The organism is Neobacillus camarae (assembly GCF_054950115.1).
In genome coordinates, this window is sequence record NZ_JBUCKX010000001.1 from 318,744 (window position 1) to 339,814 (window position 21,071).

Here is a 21,071-nt window from a genome sequence, read left to right on the forward strand (position 1 = left end):
AAATCTCAGTGAAAAATTTAATCACTTTAAAAGGGCAAAAAGTCGAAATGGAGATTTCCGGAAAAACCTTGTTTCAAGGTATCCTTATCGATATAGGTCAGGATATCGTTGTCATTTTTAATGGGAAAGATTATCTATATATTCCTTTTCTCCATATTCATAATATAAGAGCGGATAACCAAATTGAATTGGAATATGAGGGAACCCCACCAGAAATACCGATTACAGAAGAATCGAAAAGCATTTCCTACAGGAAAACACTCATGAATGCCAAGGGGAAATTTTTAGAAATATTTGTGACAGGCAATAAATCGATTCATGGATACGTCACCAGTGTCTTGAACGATTATTTTGTCTTTTACTCGCCTGTATACAAAACTATGCTGGTTTCCTTAAACCATTTAAAATGGCTTACTCCTTACCAATCCAATATTACCCCCTACACACTCCCAAATGAAGATTTGCCGCTTCAGCCAACTTCTATTCCGCTGCAGCGCTCCATTGAAGATCAACTAAAAAAACTGGAAGGAAGCTTAGTGGTATTTGATCTAGGAGATCACCCTTATAAAATTGGCTTATTAAAACTCGTTCATAATAATATTGCAGAACTTAATATAGCAAACGGGGAAACCGTCTTTTGGAAAGTCCCTCATATCAAAGTAGTTCACTGGCCATAAAACTTAACCTGTCCTAGGGTCAAGGGCAGGTTAAGTAATGAGTACATATGCAGACCCTTATGGCGAAATGAAAATTTCGCCTTTTTTGTTATCCGCCAATATTGATTGCCTAATTGAGATTGTAATAGACTCTAGTGGAATTTTGAAAAATAGGGTACAAACCTATGGCCTGTCTGATGTGCCATACATATAGATATAGTACAACATCACAACAGTGATAGATGGAAGGGGGGGACATCTGGAGCAGAGGGAATCAAAGGATGCCCCAACATTTGATAATAATTGATCGACTGAAAGAAAGGAGAAATATATGTAGTGGTTTGGATTACAATATTAACCTTTTTAATCACATTAGTGTTTATTCTTTGGAGACCAAGAGGGATCAACGAAGCTCTGCCTGCCTCAATAGGAGCAGTTATTGTGATCCTGTGTGGCAGTGTTTCTTTATCCGATCTTGTAACTATAGCCGAAACGATAAGCGGTGCAGCCATTACCATCATGGCGACCATCGTAATGGCCATCGTTTTGGAAAGCTTTGGATTTTTTCACTGGGTAGCGGAAAAGCTTGCCGAAAGAGCCAAGGGGTCAGGAATCCGCTTATTCTGGTACGTTAATCTACTATGTTTTCTGATGACCCTGTTTTTTAATAACGACGGCAGCATTTTAATCACAACACCTATCTTGGTTATGCTGCTGAATAATATGGGACTAAAAAATCGTCAAAAAATTCCATATCTATTGTCGGGGGCCTTGATTGCGACAGCTTCCAGTGCTCCCATCGGTGTCAGTAACATCGTCAATCTGATAGCCCTTAAAATCGTGCATATGGATTTGTATTTGCATACCGCGATGATGTTCGTTCCGGCAACCCTTGGGCTGTTGCTTCTCACTTGCTTACTATTCCTTCGTTTTAGAAAAGTCCTTCCGAAAAAGGTTCCTGTAAAGGTCTCAGGCCTGACACTCCCTTCCTATCACCCGCTTAAATCCAGTCCGATGAACCATGATTCGGAAAAGCAACGTTCCAAATTCATGCGTAACGTTTTGTTGTTCGTATTCGCTGTCCGCGTCAGTCTCTTTGTTGCATCTTTTGTACACATCCCTGTTTCTCTCATGGCGGTTATCGGTTCCTTAATCCTCTTAGGCTGGAGATGGGCATATCTAAAGATTCCTCCGAGCGATATGTTGAAAAAAACGCCGTGGTATATCATCGTTTTTGCCTTTAGCATGTATGTGGTCATTTACGGATTGAATAATGTAGGGCTTACTAAATGGCTCATTCAATTTATGCATCCCATGGTTAACGGAAGCCTGCTCCATGCAAGTGTGTTAATGGGTGTCCTGCTTTCGGTCCTGTCGAATATCTTTAATAACCACCCCGCTCTAATGGTTGGAACGCTCACTTTAACAAATATGGATCTCGTTCCCCTTTCTCTAAAGATTGCCTATCTGGCAAACGTTATCGGCAGTGATATGGGTTCATTGCTTCTACCGATGGGAACACTGGCTACTCTTATGTGGATGCATATTGTAAGGAAAGGGAAGGTAATGATTAGCTGGAAGGAATATGTGAAAATTACTACAGTAGTTATCCCGCCAGCGACATTATTTACTTTAGTGGTCCTCTATTATTGGGTTTCTTGGCTTTTTAGCGATACACTTCAGCGTTAAGCGAGTAATGAAAAGGAGAATGAAGGAAGATGCTTATTGATTTTTTAAATTTAATTGGAAATCATGTGGAAGTTGAAATTTCAGGCGGCCATTTTCACCGAGGGATTCTGATTGATTCTGGTTTGGACATTGTGGTCATATACGATGGGGCAAACAATCATTTTCTCTACATTCCATTTGCCCATGTGCAGCGCCTGAAAGAAATCACTTTACAAGAAGAGGATGCAACTTATGACCCTCCAGAAAAAAAACCGATCGATGGTGAAGCAATCTCTTGCCGAAAAATATTTACGAATGCTATAGGGATATTCGTGCAGGTTTATGTAACTGGCAATAAATCCATACACGGTTATATAACAAGTATGATAAACGATTATATCATATTTCATTCCCCAGTATATAAAACCATGTTTATATCAATGAACCATATAAAATGGATGATTCCTTATCCGCCAAATAAATCACTCTATGCTTTAGATAATCAAAATCTGGCTGTCACCCCAGGAACAATTTCCGCAGCCAACTCTCTAGTCGAACAACTGAAAAAGTTTGAGAATCAATTGGTCATTCTTGATGGCGGCGATAATCACGAAAAAGTTGGCTTATTCCAAAAGGTACAAAATAACAAATTAATGCTGATTACAGCTGAAGGGGATACGGTTTATTGGAATTTGGATCATATTAAAATGATACAATTAGCATGATGAAGATGTTGCAGGATAGAAATTCCATTTTTTTCGGTGAGTCAGTTGGGATTCTCCTTCGACAACCAAAAAAAAATAATCCACCTTGTATTTCCAGACGAAGATGGATTATTTATTCATAACTTGAGTTGTACATGACCGTGATGTGATCATCTCGGTCATCCTATTTATTGTACCTCATACTGCTAAGATATGTTTTTGGGGAAAATTAGTGACAAATGGACTAGAGAACCGGGATTTTTTATTTTGTTTTGGTCAAATCTCAGAAAGGAAGCAAAGAATATTTGGAGAATTTCCTATATAATGATGGAAACAAGGGAGGAGAACAAGTGGAAAATCCAAAATTAATTCGTTTTAGTGAGGAATGGCTAGAGGAAGCAACCATTCATGAAATGCAAGAAAAACTTGAGAGTGGTGAGCTTACCTCAAGAGAATTGGTGCTTTTGTATTTACATAGAATATCAGTTTTTGATAAAAAATTGAACTCGATATTAGAAATCAATCCTGACGCCTTACACATTGCAGAAGCATTGGATAGAGAAAGGAAACTAACTGGCCCGCGCAGCCAGTTGCATGGGATACCGATCTTAATTAAGGACAATATTGATACCCATGACAAAATGCATACAAGTGTCGGCTCTCTTGCATTAAAAGACTCGATTGCCCTGAAGGATTCCTTCATGGCCGAACAATTGCGCAAAGCGGGAGCCATTATCTTGGGAAAGACCAATATGACGGAATGGGCCAACTTTATGGCTGAAAACATGAAGAATGGCTATAGTTCCCGCGGCGGACAGGTATTGAACCCGTATGGACCGGGGGAATTTGATGTGGGCGGCTCCAGCTCGGGTTCAGGGGCAGCTGTAGCTGCCAATTTTGCTGCAGCGGCAGTCGGAACGGAAACTTCCGGTTCTATCCTTAATCCTTCTTGTAAAAACTCTATTGTTGGTATTAAACCAACAGTCGGGCTTATCAGCCGCAGGGGGATTATTCCAATTTCCCATACACAGGATACAGCGGGCCCAATGGCCAGGACTGTCGAAGATGCTGCCATCCTTTTGAGTGCATTATGCGGAATAGACGAGCGGGACCCGATAACGCAGACCAATCCGTTTACGGGGAAAGACTTTACAGAACATTTGTTAAAAGATGGTCTTAAAGGAAAACGTATCGGAATTGCCTTAAGTGGGTTTATTGAAAATTTGCCAGAAGACAAACAACAGGTGGTTCAGGAAGCCATCAAGGCCTTCGCCGCATCGGGGGCTGATGTGATTGCTGATATTGAGATACCTTGCGCCAAAGTGGACTGGGACATCAATGTATTAACATACGAATTCAAACCAGATTTGAATGTCTATTTAAGCGCACTCCACCCTTCTGTGCCAGTGCGGACTCTGGCAGATCTGATTGAGTTTAACCAGCAAAATGAGAAGACCATGCTAAAATACGGACAGGAAGTCCTATTGGCCTCTGAAGCAACCAGCGGCTCGTTGAAGGAAGCCGAATATATTAATTCGTTAGAATTCAATTTTTATCATGCCTCAAAACGTGGTATAGATTACGCGCTAGAGACCAATAATTTAGATTTGCTGATTTTTCCTTACGAGCAAGGGTGCATCATCAGTGCCATGCTTGGCTATCCATCAATTGCCGTTCCCGCAGGCTATACACCTGATGGGGAACCGGTAGGAATGACTTTTGCCGGAACAGCCTATAGTGAACCAATTTTAATGGAAGCAGCCTATGCGTTTGAGCAGATGACTCGTTATCGCAAGGCGCCTGTTTTGGAGAAAGAATAACCCGTTTCTTTTTCACTCATACTATGACTGAATTTCTTTTAAAGGAGATGTCATATGTGGGAAGACAGAAACTAGGAAATGCCAATGCCCAGCGGAACAACAACAGGAAAAAAGCCATGCGCACGGCCGAAGAATTAGTTGAGTTTGAAACTGGTGAAGCACTAAAGAGAAACCGTCCAAAGGATAATTAACAAAGTAAGGTGACGGCTAGGTCTCTTAGTGCCCACTGGAGCAAAAAATGTAGTTGAGGTCACTGAGCGGGACTCCCAGTACCCAGAGCAAAAGAAAGTGCTCTGAAGGTCACTGAGAGTTGGTCTTTCTTTCGTTGCCCAAGGAAGATACAAAAGAACGCCTCCCTAATTGGGAGGCGTTCTTTATTCTTCTTTCAGCAAGGTCAAAGCTTTGACTGCCGGCCCTTCAATGACTTCTCCGTTTATGTCGTAACGTGAGCCATGGCACGGGCAATCCCATGTCTTTTCCCCATGGTTCCACTCACATTCACAGCCTAGATGAGTGCAGGTGGTGTCGACAACGTACAGTTTGCCGTTCTCATCCCGATAACCGCCTGCCCGGCTTCCATTATACATGACAGAACAACCCTCGCCAGGCTGTAAGTCTTCGGCTTCTTTTGGCACAAACTCGAGTTTTCCTTTAATCAAATGCTTTGCCACATCGGCATTGGCAGTGATTAGGTTCTTCATACCAGGGTCCATTTGAAACCGGGAAGGGGAATATAACTCTTTGTATGGATTTTTCCTATTCAAAACATAATCCCGCAGTAAATGCCCAGCCAGAACGCCCGTCGTCATGCCCCATTTTTTATATCCTGTCGCCACTAAAACATGCTCCCTGTCTTCCGTGAGAGGTCCGATGTAAGGGACTTTATCGAGACTTACCAGGTCCTGAGCCGACCAGCGATACCTGTATTCTTTAATGCCAAAAACTTCTTCCGCAAATTTCTCGAGCGCTTCAAAGTGTACCATGGTGTCAATGCCCTGGCCGGTTTTATGTCCTTCTCCCCCGATAATCAGGAGTTCTTCCCCATTAAATGGAGTGGTACGAATCGAACGGGAGGGACTGTCGGCACTGATATACATGCCGCCTGGGTACGATTTGTCAGTCGTAATGCCAATCGCGTAGGAACGGTCAGCATACATTCTCGTGAAAAACAATCCTGGCTTGTCGTAGAATGGCCAGTGTGATGCCATAATGACATGTTGACAGGTTATTTTATGCCCTCCTTTGGTAATGACTGTCGGCTGCGATTCGTCATCCTGAATGTCGGTGGCCGTAGTGTATTCATATACGGAACAACCTGCTTTTACCGCATCCTCCAATAGTGCGCGCAGGAATTTTAGCGGGTGATATTGTGCTTGGTTTTGCATCACCAGGGCACCCTTAACCGGAATGTCAAATGGAATCGAGTCTTTTAGCTCCCCGGGGATCCCGAGTCTTTGATAAGCTTCAAGTTCGATTTTGAGTTTGCCCAATGTTTGTTCGGTGGTTGCATACACATAGGCATCCTGCTTGCTGAAATCGCAATCTACTTGGTTTTCAGCAGTTGTATTCTCAACAAATTTTAATGCTTCCATATGAGATTCGTAATAAAGCTTGGCCTTTTCTTCCCCAAAGTGGCCGATCAATTCATCATAAATAATATCATGTTGGGCCGTAAGCTTAGCCGTAGTGTGGCCAGTTGTCCCGTTTAGCACACTGCCTGCTTCAATTAATGCCGTCTTGACTCCTTCTTTGGCCAGCAGATAGGCGGCCGTTATTCCGGTAATTCCCGCTCCAACTATCGCCACATCCACAGTGATATCCTTGTCCAGTTTATTAAAAGAAGGCAAATTAAGATCGCGCCAATATGGCTTCGGAAATTGCGGGATCTTTTCACTCATATTCATCTATACCCTCCAGCAAGAAAAATGTATTCTTGTTTAATTTTTCCTGAATTTCAAAAATCATGTGAAAGGATGGAAGTTTATTGCAAATTAAAAACCCTTTTATCAAGGGTTTTATTCGTTTTCATTATTGGTCTTTCGGACTGTCAAGCTTATCAATCCGAACAGAATCTTCTGTATCAAGTGCCGTTCTTAAAAAATGAACCATTATCCCGCCGACAATACCAAGGCAAATGACAAAGCCAATTGTTGTGACCCACCAGAGAGCCATTGAACATCCTCCTTTATCTTTAGAACGTTAAGAATGTGCTTTCTAAAGATATATGCTGCAAGGAGATTGTTTTTGCCAAATATGATATAAGGTTTTCCGCGAGCCACTTTTTCATTCACCCTAATCTCTTATCAATAACGACCTCATTTTGGTTGAATACGACCTATATTAAACCGTTACGACCTTAAATCGTATCATTACGACCTATTTTTGGGACAAAATGTAATTTCTTTAGCGGGCACAAATTTTCCTGTATATTTTGAACGTTAAATCAAAAATATATATTCGGAGGAGGCGAAAAAATGAAGAAATCATTATGGTTTGGGTTACTGTTTTTGTTATCTATTTTCTGTATCCCAAGTGTTTCGTTTGCCCAGCAAATCTATACCGTCCAGCCGGGTGACTCACTTTGGAAAATTGCAGTAAAGTACCAAGTCGGAATCACGGAGATTATCGCTGCCAACCCGCAATTTAAAAATCCGGCGCTGATTTATCCGGGCCAAAAGGTCACCATCCCTGACTTGAGTGGCATTAAGTCGATTGAAAGCCAAGTAATTACTCTCACCAACCAAGAGCGTGCCAAAAATGGTTTAAAACCAATGGTGGCGGATTGGGAGCTTTCAAGGGTTGCCCGCTACAAGGCAATGGATATGAGAGATAAAAATTATTTTAGCCATACCAGCCCAACCTATGGCAGTCCGTTTGACATGATTAAGGCCTTTGGCATCACCTATCGTTCTGCAGCCGAAAATATCGCAGCAGGACAGACCACACCGCAGGCCGTGGTCCAATCATGGATGAACAGTTCAGGGCATCGGGCCAATATTTTAAGTGCCAACACCCGAATTGGCGTGGGTTATGCCAAAGGCGGGTCTTACGGGCATTATTGGGTACAGATGTTTATTTCCAAATAATTGTTGAGAGGGTCAGTCTCTAAATTTTAAGGGACTGACCTTTTCTACGTCTTAAGACCGAGTTGAAAATCAAGCTTAGGCGCAATTATGAAAGTTTATGAAAAAAGGTAAGATGAAATCAAGATAAGAAAAGGAGTGAAAAGGAAATGAAAAGATTCGGATTACTTTTGGCAGGAGGCATTGCAGCGATTGTTCTGTTGTCAACCATTGGCCCGATGGCAGGTTTATTGATCAGCTTAGTTTTACTGTATTTCATCTTCAAGCAATTTTTAAAAACGGAATCGGTGTTTGCAAAAATTTGCCTTGCGGGAATAGGGTTTATCGTTCTGATGGCGACCCTCCATCATGTTCCAGCCTTAATCGGAGTGGCTGCAGCATATGTTCTTTACCTGGTTTATAAAAAGTGGAACGAGAACAAATACACAAACAACCATGATGACTCCGACCCATTCGTAAACTTCGAGAAACAGTGGAATGAGCTAAACCGTTAAAACAGGCCTCGCTGAAATTGGGGAAACGAAATTCTACAAAAGCGGCGAAGGATTCCACAGAAGTTACTACTTATTCTACAAACCAACACAGTTATTCACCAAAAAATTGGATAAAAAATACATTTTACAAAAAAGGAGAGAAAAACAATGACAAACCTATTTACCCGAATCAAAAACACAGTGGTGGCCGATTTACATGAAGCAATGGATCAAAAAGAAAGCCAAAATCCTATCGCGATGCTGAACCAATATCTTCGCCAATGCGAGCAGGAAACAGAAAAAGTCCGCAAGCTGCTGGAACGCCAATCTAAGCTGAGAGAGGAGTTTGCCAGGGAATATCACCAAGCAGCTGAACTGGCTGAAAAACGCAAGCGCCAAGCAGAGGTTGCCTCAAAAGCCGGAGAAACTGAATTGTATCAATTCGCATTAGCAGAACATCAGCAATACACTGAGCGGGCACAACGGCTCGATGCTTCTCTCAAGCAGGCCCAGGCCAGCCTGAATGATTTGGAAAGAAAATATGAGGAAATGAAGCACAAATTGAAAGATATGCAACTGCGCAGGATGGAACTGATGGGGCGGGAAAATATTGCTCGTGCGAACCATCGAATCAATCAAGTGTTGGATGCCAACCAGGCGTCCAACAAGGCTTACGGACGGTTTGGGGAAATCGAATCGTATCTTGACCGATTAGAGCATCAAGTGAATAGTTCGTATTATCGCAGTACGATTGACGCAAGAATTGCCGAAATTGAAAAAGACATGAAATTGGAAGAAAGCAAGTCCATTTAATGCCAATTCATGGTATGCTTAGAGGCGTAGGGTTCTACGCCTTTTGCCTATATAGATGCTTGCAAAAATGATATAAGGGAGGGTGAGCCCATGTTTAAAAATTTTAAAAATGAATATACCGGATGGCTCGTGTTTATTGGTGCGGTTGTTCTGCTGCTGGAAATCTTGTTTTTTAACCGGGGGCTGATATTCTCTCTTTTTATTGCAGGCGGGATGGTCTATTTAGGCAGGAATAAGCGCGGGAAAAAGAGTGGTAAGTTGCTGTTTTATGGCGGGATTTTTTTCTTGGCCGTCAGTGTTTTGAATATGATGACGTTTAAGTTCTTATTGCTTGCTATTTTATTGCACTTTTTTATCCAATATTTAAACTCCAAAAGACAGCCGAATAAAATATCCCTTGATCTGAAGGAACCTACTATCCCACCCCAAAAAGAATCACTAATTAAAACAAACCCAATGTTCGGGAATGTTTTGATCGGACAGCAAAAAACGCCTGCAAGTGTCTATGATTGGAATGATGTCAATATACAAACGGGGATTGGGGATACGGTGATTGATCTTAGCTATACGATGCTGCCTAAAGGGGAAACCGTTATTTTCATTCGAAGCTTAATTGGCAATGTAAAGATCCTTGTCCCCTATGACATAGAAGTGGGTGTCCATCATTCTTGTTTTGCGGGTTCCACAACGATATTTGAAAATCACGAGGATAAAATTTTTAATCAGGCGTACCAATTTAAAACATCTGGCTATGATGAGGCGGAACAAAAGGTGAAAATCTTTACATCCATTATCGTCGGTAATATCGAGGTGAGCCGGATATGAGCGCAACAGCACGCCAAATAGTATGGACTGCCGGCTTTGCCATTGTGATTTCTATCATTCTCGGTGCGGTTTTTATGTTCGTTTTTCCGTTAAACAACTGGTCGGAATTATGGACTAGACATTTCATGGACATACCTATCGTGGTGTTTATTCCTGTCTTTAGCATTGCAACGGGAATCATCCTAGGGGCCATATCCGGCCTTTATTGGAGAAAGCAATTTTTAACCATCGACCAATCGCTGCATCGATTAGAAGAGGGAAAGCATGTTGCTATTAGTGGAAAACCGTCTGTTACGGAGATGCAAACAATTGCCGGCAGAATCGAGAAAATCGGCAGGCAAATTACAGAACAGGCCAAGCTTTCGCAGCGGTTAGCAACAGAGAAAGTCGAAGAACAGGAATCAAGAATCCAAGAGATCATTGAGCAGGAACGAAACCGGCTTGCCCGAGAATTGCATGATTCTGTCAGCCAGCAACTATTTGCCGCGTCAATGATGATGTCGGCGATTAACGAAACGAAACAATTAGCTGAGGAAACCTATGAAACAAAACAGCTTAAAATGGTCGAAGAGATGATCCACCAATCCCAGCTGGAAATGCGTGCCCTCCTCCTTCATTTGCGTCCAGTCCCGCTTAAAAATAAATCGCTGCAAGAGGGGATTGAAGAACTGTTAATGGAACTATCCCAAAAAGTGACGATGAATATCAATTGGAAGGTTGAAGAGTTTCCGCTTGATAAAGGGGTAGAAGACCATTTATTCCGCATTCTTCAAGAGTCTGTATCCAATACATTGAGACATTCAAAGGCGGGTAGTTTAGAAGTCCTGTTGATTAAACGGGAAGATCTAGTGATATTGCGGGTGGTCGATGATGGAGTCGGTTTTGACACCGGAGAAGATAAGGCAGGTTCCTACGGGATGCAGAACATTAATGAACGTGCCTTGGAAATAGGTGGAACGGTCAAGATCATCAGCGTGAAAAATAAAGGGACAAGGCTGGAAGTGAAAATTCCAGTGCTAAATAAGGGAGAGCATGCACATGATTAGGGTTTTATTTGTGGATGACCATGAAATGGTTCGAATCGGGGTTTCCGCCTATCTTTCTGCCCAGCCGGATATTGAGGTAGTCGGTGAGGCGGATAACGGAAAAACAGGGGTAAAACTGGCACTCAAGCTAAGACCTGATATCATCCTCATGGATTTAGTCATGAAGGAAATGGATGGAATTGAGGCCACTAAACAAATCATCGAAGAGTGGCCGGAAGCAAAAGTAATTATTGTAACCAGCTTTCTCGACGATGAAAAGGTCTACCCAGCATTAGAGGCAGGGGCGGCCAGTTATATGCTAAAAACCTCAAAGGCCAGTGACATAGCCAATGCCATACGGGATACATACCATGGCCAATCGGTTCTTGAACCGGAGGTTACTGGAAAAATGATGTTAAAAATGCGCCAGAAATCTCAGCATTTGCCTCATGAAGAGCTGACCAGCCGGGAGTTGGAAATTCTGCTGCTAATGGCAGAGGGCAAAACCAATCAGGAAATCGCCGATGAGTTATTTATCGCCCTCAAAACGGTCAAGACCCATGTCAGTAACATTCTCAGCAAGCTTGGTGTTCAAGACCGGACCCAGGCGGTAATATATGCTTTTAAACATTCCCTAATAAAATGAAATGAAGACCTTCCAAACAGAGATTGGAAGGTCTTTTTTTCATTATTTTAAAAAATAATTGAAAATTCTTCTCAATTGCTGATATGATAGTAAATGAAAATGATTATCATTATTAGGAGGATTCATTAGCCATGAACCTAATCAAATTATCTAGTATTCTATTCATTTCTAGCAGTCTGCTGTTTGGCTGTTCTAATAACGAAGAAAGCTCAACTTCTAATAAGGAAAAGGAAATAAAGAATCCATCTTCTGATGCTCTAAAAGGGGTCACGGATGAGTACCGCCAATATGCTCTCGGAGAAATTGAAGAGTTTGTCAAAGCAACAGAGGCATTTACAACAGCCGTTAAAAACGGGGAAATCGATCAAGCGAAGGCATTGTACGGCCCATCCCGAATGCATTACGAGCGCGCAGAACCGATTGCCGAAGTGTTTGGCGACCTCGATCCTAAAATTGATGCCCGCGAAGGCGATGTACCTGAAGGAGAATGGGGCGGTTACCACCGAATTGAAAAAGGATTATGGGCTGAAAACACAACAAAGGGATACGAACAGTATGCGGACCAGCTAATGAAAGATGTCAATCTATTGAGAGCGAAGGTAGATACTGTTGAGGTTACACCAGAATTGTTAATCACTGGTGCAGTTGATCTTCTAAATGAGGTTTCTACCTCAAAAGTGACAGGAGAAGAGGATCGCTATTCCCATACCGATCTATATGATTTTGCAGCCAACGTCGAAGGGGCTGAAAAAATATATAAACTGTTAACTCCGGCTTTAAAGGAGCAGGATGAGGACCTCGCCAAGGAGATCCAAGCCCGTTTTGATGATGTCTACAGTCTACTGAATAAACATAAGCAAGGGGACGGCTATAAGGTTTACACTGACCTGACGGAAACCGAAGTAAAAGAACTGAGTCAGGCTATTGATGCACTGGCTGAGCCGCTTTCTCAAATAGGAATTGTAACGGAGGCGTCCTAATTGGAAAAGGAAACGAACATCTTCGATGCACTAAATGAAAAAAAGGTTTCGAGGCGGAATATTCTTAAAACTGCTGGTATAGGCGGTGTAGGGGTGCTGCTGGGTGCATCGGGACTTGGCGGGGTAATGGCCGTCACTGAAGGAAAAGCAACCAACAAGGACAACAAAGATATCGTCCCGTTTTACGGTAAGCATCAAAGCGGAATTACGACACTGCCTCAAAACCATGTTTATTTTGCCGCCTTAGATGTAACGGCCACCAAAAAGGAAGACCTAATAAAGCTTTTTAAAGAATGGACTGATGCAGCCGCGTTGATGACGGAAGGAAAAACGGTCGGTGAACTTTCCAGCAATGAATATCTTCCTCCAAAGGACACAGGGGAAGCTGCAGGCTTATCACCATCCAATTTAACAATTACCTTTGGAGTGGGACCAAGTCTTTTTCTAAAAGACAACAACGACCGGTTTGGATTATTACAAAAGCAGCCGAAAGAATTAGTGGAACTTCCTAAATTCGAGTTCGATGCTTTAGAAGCAGAATGGACCGGAGGGGACTTGTGTATTCAAGCATGTGCTGATGATTTGCAGGTTGCCTTTCATGCGATAAGGAACTTGATTCGGATCGCTCGAGGAAAAGCTGCATTGAAATGGGCACAAACGGGTTTTCAGCGAACCAAACAGGCAGATTCAAAGGAAGAAACGCCAAGGAATCTATTTGGTTTTAAAGATGGTACTGTAAACCCAGACGTGAAAAGCGATAAACAAACCAACGAGCATATATATGTCCAGCCTGGGGACGGCCCTGATTGGCTGGCAGGCGGAAGCTATCTAGTGGTAAGACGGATCCAAATGTTTATTGAGGTATGGGATCGTTCAACATTAAAGGAACAGGAAAACACATTTGGCCGATATCGTGACAGCGGAGCCCCATTAGGGCAAAAAGATGAATTTGAAAAGCTTGACTTAGAAAAGAAGAATGACAAAGGCGATTATATGATTCCGGTGGATTCGCATACCCGGTTAGCGCATGGCGATGGGTCGCAGCAAATATTGCGCCGGTCCTACTCTTATTCGGATGGTATGGATGTCAAGACAGGAAGCTTTGATGCAGGATTGCTGTTTATTTGTTTTCAGCGGTCACCAAGTAAGCAATTTATCCCCATTCAAGGACGGCTGGCAAAAATGGATAAGTTGAATGAATATACCTCCCACCGCGGCAGTGCGCTTTTTGCCTGCCTGCCCGGAACCAAAGAAGGCGGTTTTATCGGAGAAACGTTATTTAACTAAAGGGTTTCGATTTATGGAGGAGAGAGTGAGATGAATGGATTAAAGAAAGTTAAGCATCTATTGGCGGTGCTTGCTGCATTTTTGGTGTTTTTTCAATTATTTCAGCCAGCAGCTGCCGCAGCAAATCATGACGAGCTTTTCGTCCTGATAGGGGACAGCTTAATGAAAGCCAAAGAGGGTGACCGGGAAACCGTTGCAAAAAATATCAATCAGTTTGCCGAATTATGGAATTCAATTAGGAAACCTGAAAGTAAACAGGCAAAAAAGGTTGATCAAGAACTAAAAGAGGTTCAAAGATCCCTAGCGGATGGAAACACAGCAAATGAGGAGCTTTCGGAAGGTCTTTCCGCTTTATCGAGTTCAGTGGTGTTGTATGATGAAGAGCAAAATCCCGTGGATAAAGCAAAAGGGAGAGAACAAGTACAGCAGCTGCTGCCGCTGATCAGCCAATTAAGTCAATCGATTAAAACGGGGAATCAGACAGCCTTAACCTCTCAGTATCAAGCAATACTTAATCAATGGAATACGTCTGAAAAAATTGTTCATGATGAAAGCATCGCAGCTTACGGTAATATTGAAAAATATATGGCTCTAATCCGTATTGCGATAACACAGGATCCTGCGGATATAACGGGAGCGGAACAGAATACAGCCCTTTTGAAACAAGAAGTTGAAAACTTTATGGCCGGTAAAACGGCTAAGCAGATTGAGGGCAACTATACCTTAACAGATTTAGCTAATCTTTTTGATCAGGCAATAAAGGAGATTTCCGATCAGAATTATTCAAATGCGAGCAGCAGCTTGAATGAGATTCTCAACATTTGGCCAATGGTAGAAGGGGATGTCCAAACACGAGACAACCAGCTGTATAGCGATATAGAAACCAAAGTTCCTTCAGCTATCAGCCTTTTAAACTCCGAAAAAGTAGATGCACAAAAAGCAACGGATATTGTGAAGGACTTGAATTCAAGACTGGCACCTTTAACAAGCAAAACAGATTATTCCTTTTGGGATGCGGCCCTTATCCTATTACGAGAAGGGCTGGAAGCTTTATTAATAGTGGCTACACTAATGGCCTTTCTTAAGAAAATGGGGCAGCAAGATAAACAAAGGTGGATATGGACAGGAGTTGCCATTGGAATTGCCGCAAGCGCTGGTCTAGCGGTAGTGATTAATCTCGTCTTTTCCAAGATTGCTGCAGCTTCCAGCCGGGAATATATTGAGGGCATTACCGGTATTGTGGCAGTTATTATGATGTTGACGATCGGAGCTTGGCTTCATAACAAATCTAGCATCGGGAACTGGAATAAGTTTATCAACCAGCAGATGCAGCAGGCAATTGCCAAAGGGAGCTTGTTTTCTTTCTCCTTTATCAGTTTTTTATCCGTTTTCCGTGAAGGTGCAGAGACAATTATTTTTTATGCAGGAATTACCCCGTATATAAGCTTGCAGCAGCTTGTAATAGGTGTGGCAGCAGCCATTATTATTCTCGTTATTGTTGGTTTTGTGATTATCAATTATAGTGTGAAAATACCGATTAGGCTATTTTTTAAAGCGGCAACTATTTTAATCTACATCCTGGCTTTTAAAATTCTTGGAATCAGCATCCATGCTTTGCAAATTTCCAATGTTTTGCCGACAAGCTCGGTCCAAACACTCCCATTTGTCGATTGGCTGGGGTTATATCCAACTTGGGAAACGACAATAACTCAATTAGTTTTAATTCTTATCATTGTTGCAATGACTTGGCTGGTTAAAAAACGAACAATTACCGCCGGCAACATAAAAGAGGCCTAATGGCCTTTTTTTGTTGCCTAAATTCTTCTACTATTTCATGAACTTGTCTCATAAGTTAATAAAAGTATACTGTTAAAAAGGGGATGCAATGATGGCGGGTTATTATAAGAGTATTTTCTTTTTAGCGGCGGCCGCCTGCTTGGGAGAGGGTATCGAGATTCTGGTCAACATGATCTTGGCACGTGAATTAGGGTCTCATGGCTTAGGGGTATATATGTCTATACTGCCAACGGTTTTTCTGATAGTCCTTTTGGCAAGCTTTGAACTGCCGGTGTCCATTTCCAAACTAATTGCGGAGAGGGAGGAGCGCTATCATCGAAATATCCTGCACCATGCCATTACGGTTACAATCGTTTTTACGGTGGTGCTATTCTTGGCAGGTACAGTGGTCATTCCCTACATACCGATTTTTCATGCTTACCACCCGTATATCCGATGGCTGGTCCTGCTGCTGATACCGATTATTTCCTTTACCTCTGTAGCAAGAGGCTATTTTATGGGCAGGCAGCAGATGGGGAGAATCGCCGTATCGAACTTCCTGCGGAAGATTGTTCAGCTGATTGCTTTATTCGTCTTATTTCGGCTTTTTGATTACGATGCCGGAACATCCCTGCTCGTAGCAATTGGGACTTTTATCGGCAGTGAGCTGATTGTTTTCCTCTACTTGTTTTACCTATTTATGCTCCAATTCCATCATATCAAAAGCATGCCATTTTCCAATTTAAATCGGAAAACGGTTAGAAAAAGTTTAATGGCAGTGTCCATCCCGACTACAAGCATGCGTTTATTCTCAGCGCTAACCGGCGCCGTTCAGCCGTTTTTGATAAAAGCAGCTTTGGAACATTCCGGAATGACAGAGACACTTGCGACCGAGCAATTTGGCATGCTGATGGGAATCGCGGTTTCAATAGGCTTTTTCCCAGCGTTTATTGCCCATTCCTTATTGATAGTCCTGATTCCAGCCGTGTCTAAAACACATTCGGAAAAAGATTATCCAAGCCTGCAAAAAATGCTTCAGCAAGTCATGAAGCTGACTTTTGTTTATGGCATAGCCGCGGTAGCCGTGTTCTACTTTTTCGCCCCTCAATTGACGGGATTGTTTTTTAAGTCGGAAACTTCGGCCATCTATTTGCAGATGCTTTGGCCGTTTTTCCTGTTTCATTATTTTATTATTCCGCTGCAGGCCTTTCTGCTTGGCCTTGATTTAATCAAAGAGGCTTTCTTTCACATCATTTGGTCGCACATTGTTAGTTTTGCCATCATTTTTGTTCTAGGGGCAAGGCCGGAGTGGAGAATGGACGGCGTGATTATTGGGATGAATGCAGGTGCCGTACTGTTGTATCTGATGCATTACCTGACAGTCTGCAAAAAAATCGGGCTCAGTTTTTTCATGAAGGGAATCGTGCCAAAAACCATGGAGAGATAAAAAAGGGCCGCCAATTGCTTGGCGGCCCTTGCTGCTTTCGTTAATCCCTGCTGTTCAGAATACCGAAGATGCGCAGGATACTGATGAATAAATTGATAAAATCCAAGTATAAGCTTAATGCCATCCAAGGCACATGTTCCGCCCGGACACCGTAGTGTTTCATTTGGCTGATGTCAAAAAGAACGTAGCCGCTGAATACAAGAACCCCAATAAACGAGTATGCCAGCATACCGGTCGAGCTAAGCGGAACAAAGATGTTAAAAATCGAAATAGCAACCAATGCCAGCAGAGCGGCTAATAGAAATCCACCTAAGAACGAGAAGTTCCGCTTTGATTTTGCCGCATAAACGGCAATACCCGAAAACACAACAGTAGTAGTTCCAAATGCCATCATGACAATATTGGCTCCTGCTGTCGCCACATAATAACCGACAATCGGGTATAAGGTAATCCCCGAAATGAACGTAAAGATGTATAGGAACGAATAAGAGATGGCCTTTTTGCGTCTAAAAAACACTGCTGCAATAATCATAACGAATTCTAAGATCGATAACGGCAATATTAATGCGGGTGGCACGAATGACCCCGCCATGGTGCCGACAAAGGCGATGGCAAGCGACAAAGCAAACGTCCGTAAAACCGATGGCATAAAATCAACTGAAGATGTTTGTGTATACAATTTCTCTTCACCTCTGGAATAATTTCTTACATCTATGATATACGATTTTGTGGTCAAGATGTTTCATTTTTTCTAGATAAATCTTCTTTTTCTTTTAATAAATCCCGAATTTCTGCCAGCAGTTCCTCCGTCCGTTCTACCTTTACTTCTACTTTCTGTGGTTCTTCTTTCTTTTTAAACCGGTTTAAAAATTTCACAAAAAGAAAAATGGAAAAAGCTATAATAAAAAAGTCAATGACGTTTTGCAAAAAGACACCGTATTTGATGTCTTGATAAGCCAGGTCTTCAACGTGTACACTTCCTGTTAATAATACAATGATTGGCGTAATGATATCAGCAACGAGAGAAGAAACAATTTTACCGAATGCACCGCCGATAATTACCCCAATCGCTAAATCGAGAACATTGCCTTTCATGGCAAACTGCTTAAATTCTTTCCACATGCTATTCCTCTCCTTTTCTCTTTAGGGGACATTGTACCTTTGAATCATGTCCTTTGCAACCCATTTTTAGGAGATTATATTCATTCGAATCGCCTTTACAGCGGCATCTGTTCTGTTTTTCGCAGACAGTTTCTGAATAATAATAGATACATAATCCCGGACGGTGTAGCTGCTTAAATGGAGTTCCTTCGCGGCCTCACTGATGGTAGCCCCTTCAGCGATGAGTTTTAGAACCTCACGCTCCCGCTGTGAAAGGATTGTGCTGGGCACAACCGATTGCCGGGGGATTTCTTCCCTGATGGAATACAAAGATTCACCGGCATATTGGCCAAATTTAATCAGGGTGGTCAAGGTTTGGGGGGCGACGATAAACTCGGAATGTTCCCCTTGGTCCAATAAGGCGATTCCCAACAGTTGCTGTTTACTCGGTGCATACAATGGGAGCACAACTAATGTTTTTAGTTTAAAGGCTTGAATATATTTTTCCGGCAGTACTTCAGAAGCATTTGAAAAGTATAGCGGCTGGGCATAGGTCAGTGTCTGTAAGTATTTTTGGATGAATGGCAATTGGAATATTTTCTCCCTGATTGGCTGAATAGAGGGGAGGCTTACATTGTGCCCCGATACGCTAATCCCTTGAACTTCTGACTGATTGTATATGAATATAGCACATCTCTTAAATGGCATATATTCCACCAGGGCGCGCGTAATCGCTTTAACTGCTGCTTCGGCGCTCCTTGATGGCAAAAGATGCTGTAAGAAAAGCAGGGAGGCATTTTTCCAATCTATTTTATTTTCAAGATGTTGGACCTTCAATTGCCGCAGATACATGCCTCTAATGACATCTATTTGCTGCTGGTTAATGACAGCATCATCCTGTAAACAGACCAGCAGTGTGTCGTTTATACAAGGAATCTGGATAATCGGCGTTTTCCCCTTTTTTATACCGATTAATCGTTCGACAGCTACGGAGAGATAATCCAGTTGCGGTGCTTTTAATGTTAAACACATGTCGATTAATTGGTTGTCCACTTGGTGTTGTTCGGAGCAAATCACACAATTAATCTGGTAATCCTCTTGAACCTTTTTTACGACAACAAGCCACTTCATAGGGACAAAGTTAGAAGACATGATCATTCTTGCCCATTGTTCAATTCCCCTTGCAGAATCCCGTGTCAACAAGGATTGGTCCAGTATTCTTAAAAAGAAGGCCTGTACTGCCTGATGATCCATAAATGTGCTGGCGGTATTCTTTGCTATCAGTTTATGAAATATATTTTCTATTGTTGTGATAAAGGATATGGTCTCATATTCATCATAATGATTTGAAAAACGTGTTTCCCATTCTGTCAGTAAAGAAAATATATACGAATCCATGCTAATAGATTTGGCTGAAGATAGTCCCTTAACCGAGTATCGGATCATCCCATCGTATTTAGGTGCTAACTGTTCATTCTGTTGTTTTATGAAAGGTAATAATTGTTCCCATTCATTTAAAAAATCAGCCAGAAGACCTGTGATAATGGTAAAACCTTTATGTAACAACTGTTCCATTTTTATTTCCACTTTTGGAGCCCCACCCGATCCTTTATTTTTCTTCTTTAGTTAGATGCCCATTCGTCCGTGACAGATATTTCACCCGACATTTGACGGGTTATAAATAATATTACGATATTTTCCGTGATTGTGGTAGTAATACAAGGATAGTATGGTAGAGAAAGGAATTATTATTTTTAAAATTCAGAAAAGTGAGAGGGGTTATAAAATGGAAAGTCCGGTTCAACTCGTTGAGGGGACAACAAGTAAGAAAGCTTTTTGGACAGCAATGGCATCAGGGTTATTGGCCCTTGGATTGCTATTGGTATCTTTTGGTGTATCGGGTGTAGCATACGCTGTTCCAATTGCTGGGGTAGGAGACTTTTACGTTGAGTTTGATAAATTGGAAGGTACCGGTTACACTTTCTATCCAAAAATGGGGGAAACCTCGAGCGCGGATTCAGCACCACAAGGGACAAACCTTATTGAGAACTTAACGATTACGAATTTGCAATTATATAAGGATTTTAATGTAGGAAATCAGTGGATTCGGGTTAAAATTACCGCATCAAAGCCAGTGCAAATTACCGGATTGCAGCATGATGCTGGGCTGATTGAGGCAGACGCCACATTCCAAGACTTAGTGCTGCAAGAAAAACATAGTGATGACTGGCAAAAGCAATTCCAGCAAACTTCATCCAAGATTGTGCTGGAACATGCAAAATTGAAAACGCATTATCTTTTCCAAAAGACCATTAATATGAACGGAATGAAGCTTACAGTTGAGAAAATTAATAAATAGTCAGGTGGGAAAATAAATGGGTTTAAATAAATGGCGAAAAAAAAGGCCGTTTTGGGGTGCATTAATAACAATTATTAGCGGTGGAACCATCTTATGGGTACCATTAAACCTTTATCTTGCGACTTTTCTTCCTGGTTCTATAGCAGTCATTGGTTTGTTATTTGGCGGGATCATTACGTTGATTGGAATTGTTGCGATGTTCTTCCCAAATGCCTCCAGGATTTTAGGTATCTTCACCATCTTCCTTTCCATCCTTTCCGTTATTGGTGCATTAGGGGGGTTCTTGTTTGGAACCATCTTTGGTATCATCGGGGGTTCTTTATTGACAGCGTGGCATTTAGGACCGGCAAAAGTAAAAACCTCCCATTCAACGGGGGTCGAAGAAACGGTAGAATCGTTCTAAAGGAG

At 42.0% G+C, this 21,071-nt stretch carries 22 protein-coding genes; 17 read left to right on the forward strand and 5 right to left on the reverse strand.

Annotation, left to right across the window (positions count from 1 at the left end):
• Positions 1 to 8 precede the first annotated feature (8 nt).
• The 5 genes from ACY8D0_RS01475 to ACY8D0_RS01495 all read left to right on the forward strand — a co-directional run bounded on the left by ACY8D0_RS01475 (position 9) and on the right by ACY8D0_RS01495 (position 5,039).
• Positions 9 to 677, forward strand: coding sequence for a DUF2642 domain-containing protein (locus ACY8D0_RS01475; RefSeq protein WP_462408745.1), 669 nt, complete (start codon positions 9 to 11; stop codon positions 675 to 677).
• Positions 678 to 992: 315 nt separating this feature from the next.
• Positions 993 to 2,345 carry an arsenic transporter gene (locus ACY8D0_RS01480; protein WP_462408746.1) on the forward strand — a complete coding sequence of 451 codons (1,353 nt, stop codon included), beginning with the start codon at positions 993 to 995 and terminating at the stop codon, positions 2,343 to 2,345.
• Between the two features lie 29 nt (positions 2,346 to 2,374).
• Positions 2,375 to 3,049 carry a DUF2642 domain-containing protein gene (locus tag ACY8D0_RS01485; protein ID WP_462408747.1) on the forward strand — a complete coding sequence of 225 codons (675 nt, stop codon included), beginning with the start codon at positions 2,375 to 2,377 and terminating at the stop codon, positions 3,047 to 3,049.
• Between the two features lie 329 nt (positions 3,050 to 3,378).
• The gene (locus ACY8D0_RS01490) at positions 3,379 to 4,848 is read left to right on the forward strand and encodes an amidase family protein (RefSeq protein ID WP_462408748.1); all 1,470 of its coding nucleotides are present in this window, start codon (positions 3,379 to 3,381) and stop codon (positions 4,846 to 4,848) included.
• A gap of 56 nt (positions 4,849 to 4,904) precedes the next feature.
• Positions 4,905 to 5,039: a hypothetical protein gene (locus ACY8D0_RS01495; RefSeq protein WP_462408749.1), complete on the forward strand. Its 135-nt coding sequence runs from the start codon at positions 4,905 to 4,907 to the stop codon at positions 5,037 to 5,039.
• 183 nt (positions 5,040 to 5,222) lie between these two features.
• Here the strand turns inward: ACY8D0_RS01495 and ACY8D0_RS01500 are convergent, their stop codons facing one another.
• A complete protein-coding gene (locus tag ACY8D0_RS01500; RefSeq protein ID WP_462409916.1) occupies positions 5,223 to 6,746 on the reverse strand; it encodes an FAD-dependent oxidoreductase in 1,524 nt (507 codons plus the stop codon).
• Positions 6,747 to 6,876: 130 nt separating this feature from the next.
• Complete coding sequence (locus ACY8D0_RS01505; RefSeq protein ID WP_462408750.1) at positions 6,877 to 7,020, reverse strand: hypothetical protein; 144 nt, start codon at positions 7,018 to 7,020, stop codon at positions 6,877 to 6,879.
• Positions 7,021 to 7,322: 302 nt separating this feature from the next.
• Between ACY8D0_RS01505 and safA the strand changes: the two genes are divergently transcribed.
• The 10 genes from safA (at position 7,323) to ACY8D0_RS01555 (ending at position 17,203) form a co-directional block, all read left to right on the forward strand.
• Complete coding sequence (gene safA, locus ACY8D0_RS01510; protein WP_462408751.1) at positions 7,323 to 7,934, forward strand: SafA/ExsA family spore coat assembly protein; 612 nt, start codon at positions 7,323 to 7,325, stop codon at positions 7,932 to 7,934.
• 146 nt (positions 7,935 to 8,080) lie between these two features.
• Positions 8,081 to 8,425, forward strand: a complete 345-nt coding sequence (locus tag ACY8D0_RS01515) for a lmo0954 family membrane protein (RefSeq protein ID WP_462408752.1) — start codon at positions 8,081 to 8,083, stop codon at positions 8,423 to 8,425.
• Positions 8,426 to 8,572: 147 nt separating this feature from the next.
• Complete coding sequence (locus tag ACY8D0_RS01520) at positions 8,573 to 9,217, forward strand: PspA/IM30 family protein (RefSeq protein ID WP_462408753.1); 645 nt, start codon at positions 8,573 to 8,575, stop codon at positions 9,215 to 9,217.
• A 90-nt stretch (positions 9,218 to 9,307) separates the two neighbouring features.
• Positions 9,308 to 10,042 (forward strand): cell wall-active antibiotics response protein LiaF, encoded by a 735-nt coding sequence (gene liaF, locus ACY8D0_RS01525; RefSeq protein ID WP_462408754.1) that lies wholly within the window; start codon positions 9,308 to 9,310, stop codon positions 10,040 to 10,042.
• On the forward strand, positions 10,039 to 11,088 hold the full coding sequence (locus ACY8D0_RS01530) for a sensor histidine kinase (protein WP_462408755.1): 1,050 nt from the start codon (positions 10,039 to 10,041) through the stop codon (positions 11,086 to 11,088). The genes liaF and ACY8D0_RS01530 overlap by 4 nt, the downstream gene beginning before the upstream one ends.
• On the forward strand, positions 11,081 to 11,713 hold the full coding sequence (locus ACY8D0_RS01535) for a response regulator transcription factor (RefSeq protein ID WP_462408756.1): 633 nt from the start codon (positions 11,081 to 11,083) through the stop codon (positions 11,711 to 11,713). The genes ACY8D0_RS01530 and ACY8D0_RS01535 overlap by 8 nt, the downstream gene beginning before the upstream one ends.
• 131 nt (positions 11,714 to 11,844) lie before the next feature.
• Positions 11,845 to 12,693, forward strand: a complete 849-nt coding sequence (efeO, locus tag ACY8D0_RS01540) for an iron uptake system protein EfeO (protein ID WP_462408757.1) — start codon at positions 11,845 to 11,847, stop codon at positions 12,691 to 12,693.
• Positions 12,694 to 13,980: an iron uptake transporter deferrochelatase/peroxidase subunit gene (gene efeB / locus ACY8D0_RS01545; protein ID WP_462408758.1), complete on the forward strand. Its 1,287-nt coding sequence runs from the start codon at positions 12,694 to 12,696 to the stop codon at positions 13,978 to 13,980.
• Between the two features lie 30 nt (positions 13,981 to 14,010).
• Positions 14,011 to 15,777 carry an FTR1 family iron permease gene (locus ACY8D0_RS01550; protein ID WP_462408759.1) on the forward strand — a complete coding sequence of 589 codons (1,767 nt, stop codon included), beginning with the start codon at positions 14,011 to 14,013 and terminating at the stop codon, positions 15,775 to 15,777.
• A gap of 88 nt (positions 15,778 to 15,865) precedes the next feature.
• The gene (locus ACY8D0_RS01555; RefSeq protein ID WP_462408760.1) at positions 15,866 to 17,203 is read left to right on the forward strand and encodes a polysaccharide biosynthesis protein; all 1,338 of its coding nucleotides are present in this window, start codon (positions 15,866 to 15,868) and stop codon (positions 17,201 to 17,203) included.
• A gap of 40 nt (positions 17,204 to 17,243) precedes the next feature.
• Here the strand turns inward: ACY8D0_RS01555 and ACY8D0_RS01560 are convergent, their stop codons facing one another.
• The 3 genes from ACY8D0_RS01560 to ACY8D0_RS01570 all read right to left on the reverse strand — a co-directional run bounded on the left by ACY8D0_RS01560 (position 17,244) and on the right by ACY8D0_RS01570 (position 19,879).
• Entirely contained in the window at positions 17,244 to 17,852 is a 609-nt protein-coding gene (locus tag ACY8D0_RS01560; protein ID WP_462409917.1) for a Bax inhibitor-1/YccA family protein, read from the reverse strand.
• A gap of 83 nt (positions 17,853 to 17,935) precedes the next feature.
• Positions 17,936 to 18,325 carry a large conductance mechanosensitive channel protein MscL gene (gene mscL, locus ACY8D0_RS01565; RefSeq protein ID WP_462408761.1) on the reverse strand — a complete coding sequence of 130 codons (390 nt, stop codon included), beginning with the start codon at positions 18,323 to 18,325 and terminating at the stop codon, positions 17,936 to 17,938.
• Positions 18,326 to 18,391: 66 nt separating this feature from the next.
• On the reverse strand, positions 18,392 to 19,879 hold the full coding sequence (locus tag ACY8D0_RS01570) for a response regulator transcription factor (RefSeq protein WP_462408762.1): 1,488 nt from the start codon (positions 19,877 to 19,879) through the stop codon (positions 18,392 to 18,394).
• 211 nt (positions 19,880 to 20,090) lie between these two features.
• Between ACY8D0_RS01570 and ACY8D0_RS01575 the strand changes: the two genes are divergently transcribed.
• A complete protein-coding gene (locus ACY8D0_RS01575; protein ID WP_462408763.1) occupies positions 20,091 to 20,663 on the forward strand; it encodes a DUF6230 family protein in 573 nt (190 codons plus the stop codon).
• Between the two features lie 16 nt (positions 20,664 to 20,679).
• A complete protein-coding gene (locus ACY8D0_RS01580) occupies positions 20,680 to 21,066 on the forward strand; it encodes a DUF6114 domain-containing protein (RefSeq protein ID WP_462408764.1) in 387 nt (128 codons plus the stop codon).
• Positions 21,067 to 21,071 lie beyond the last annotated feature (5 nt).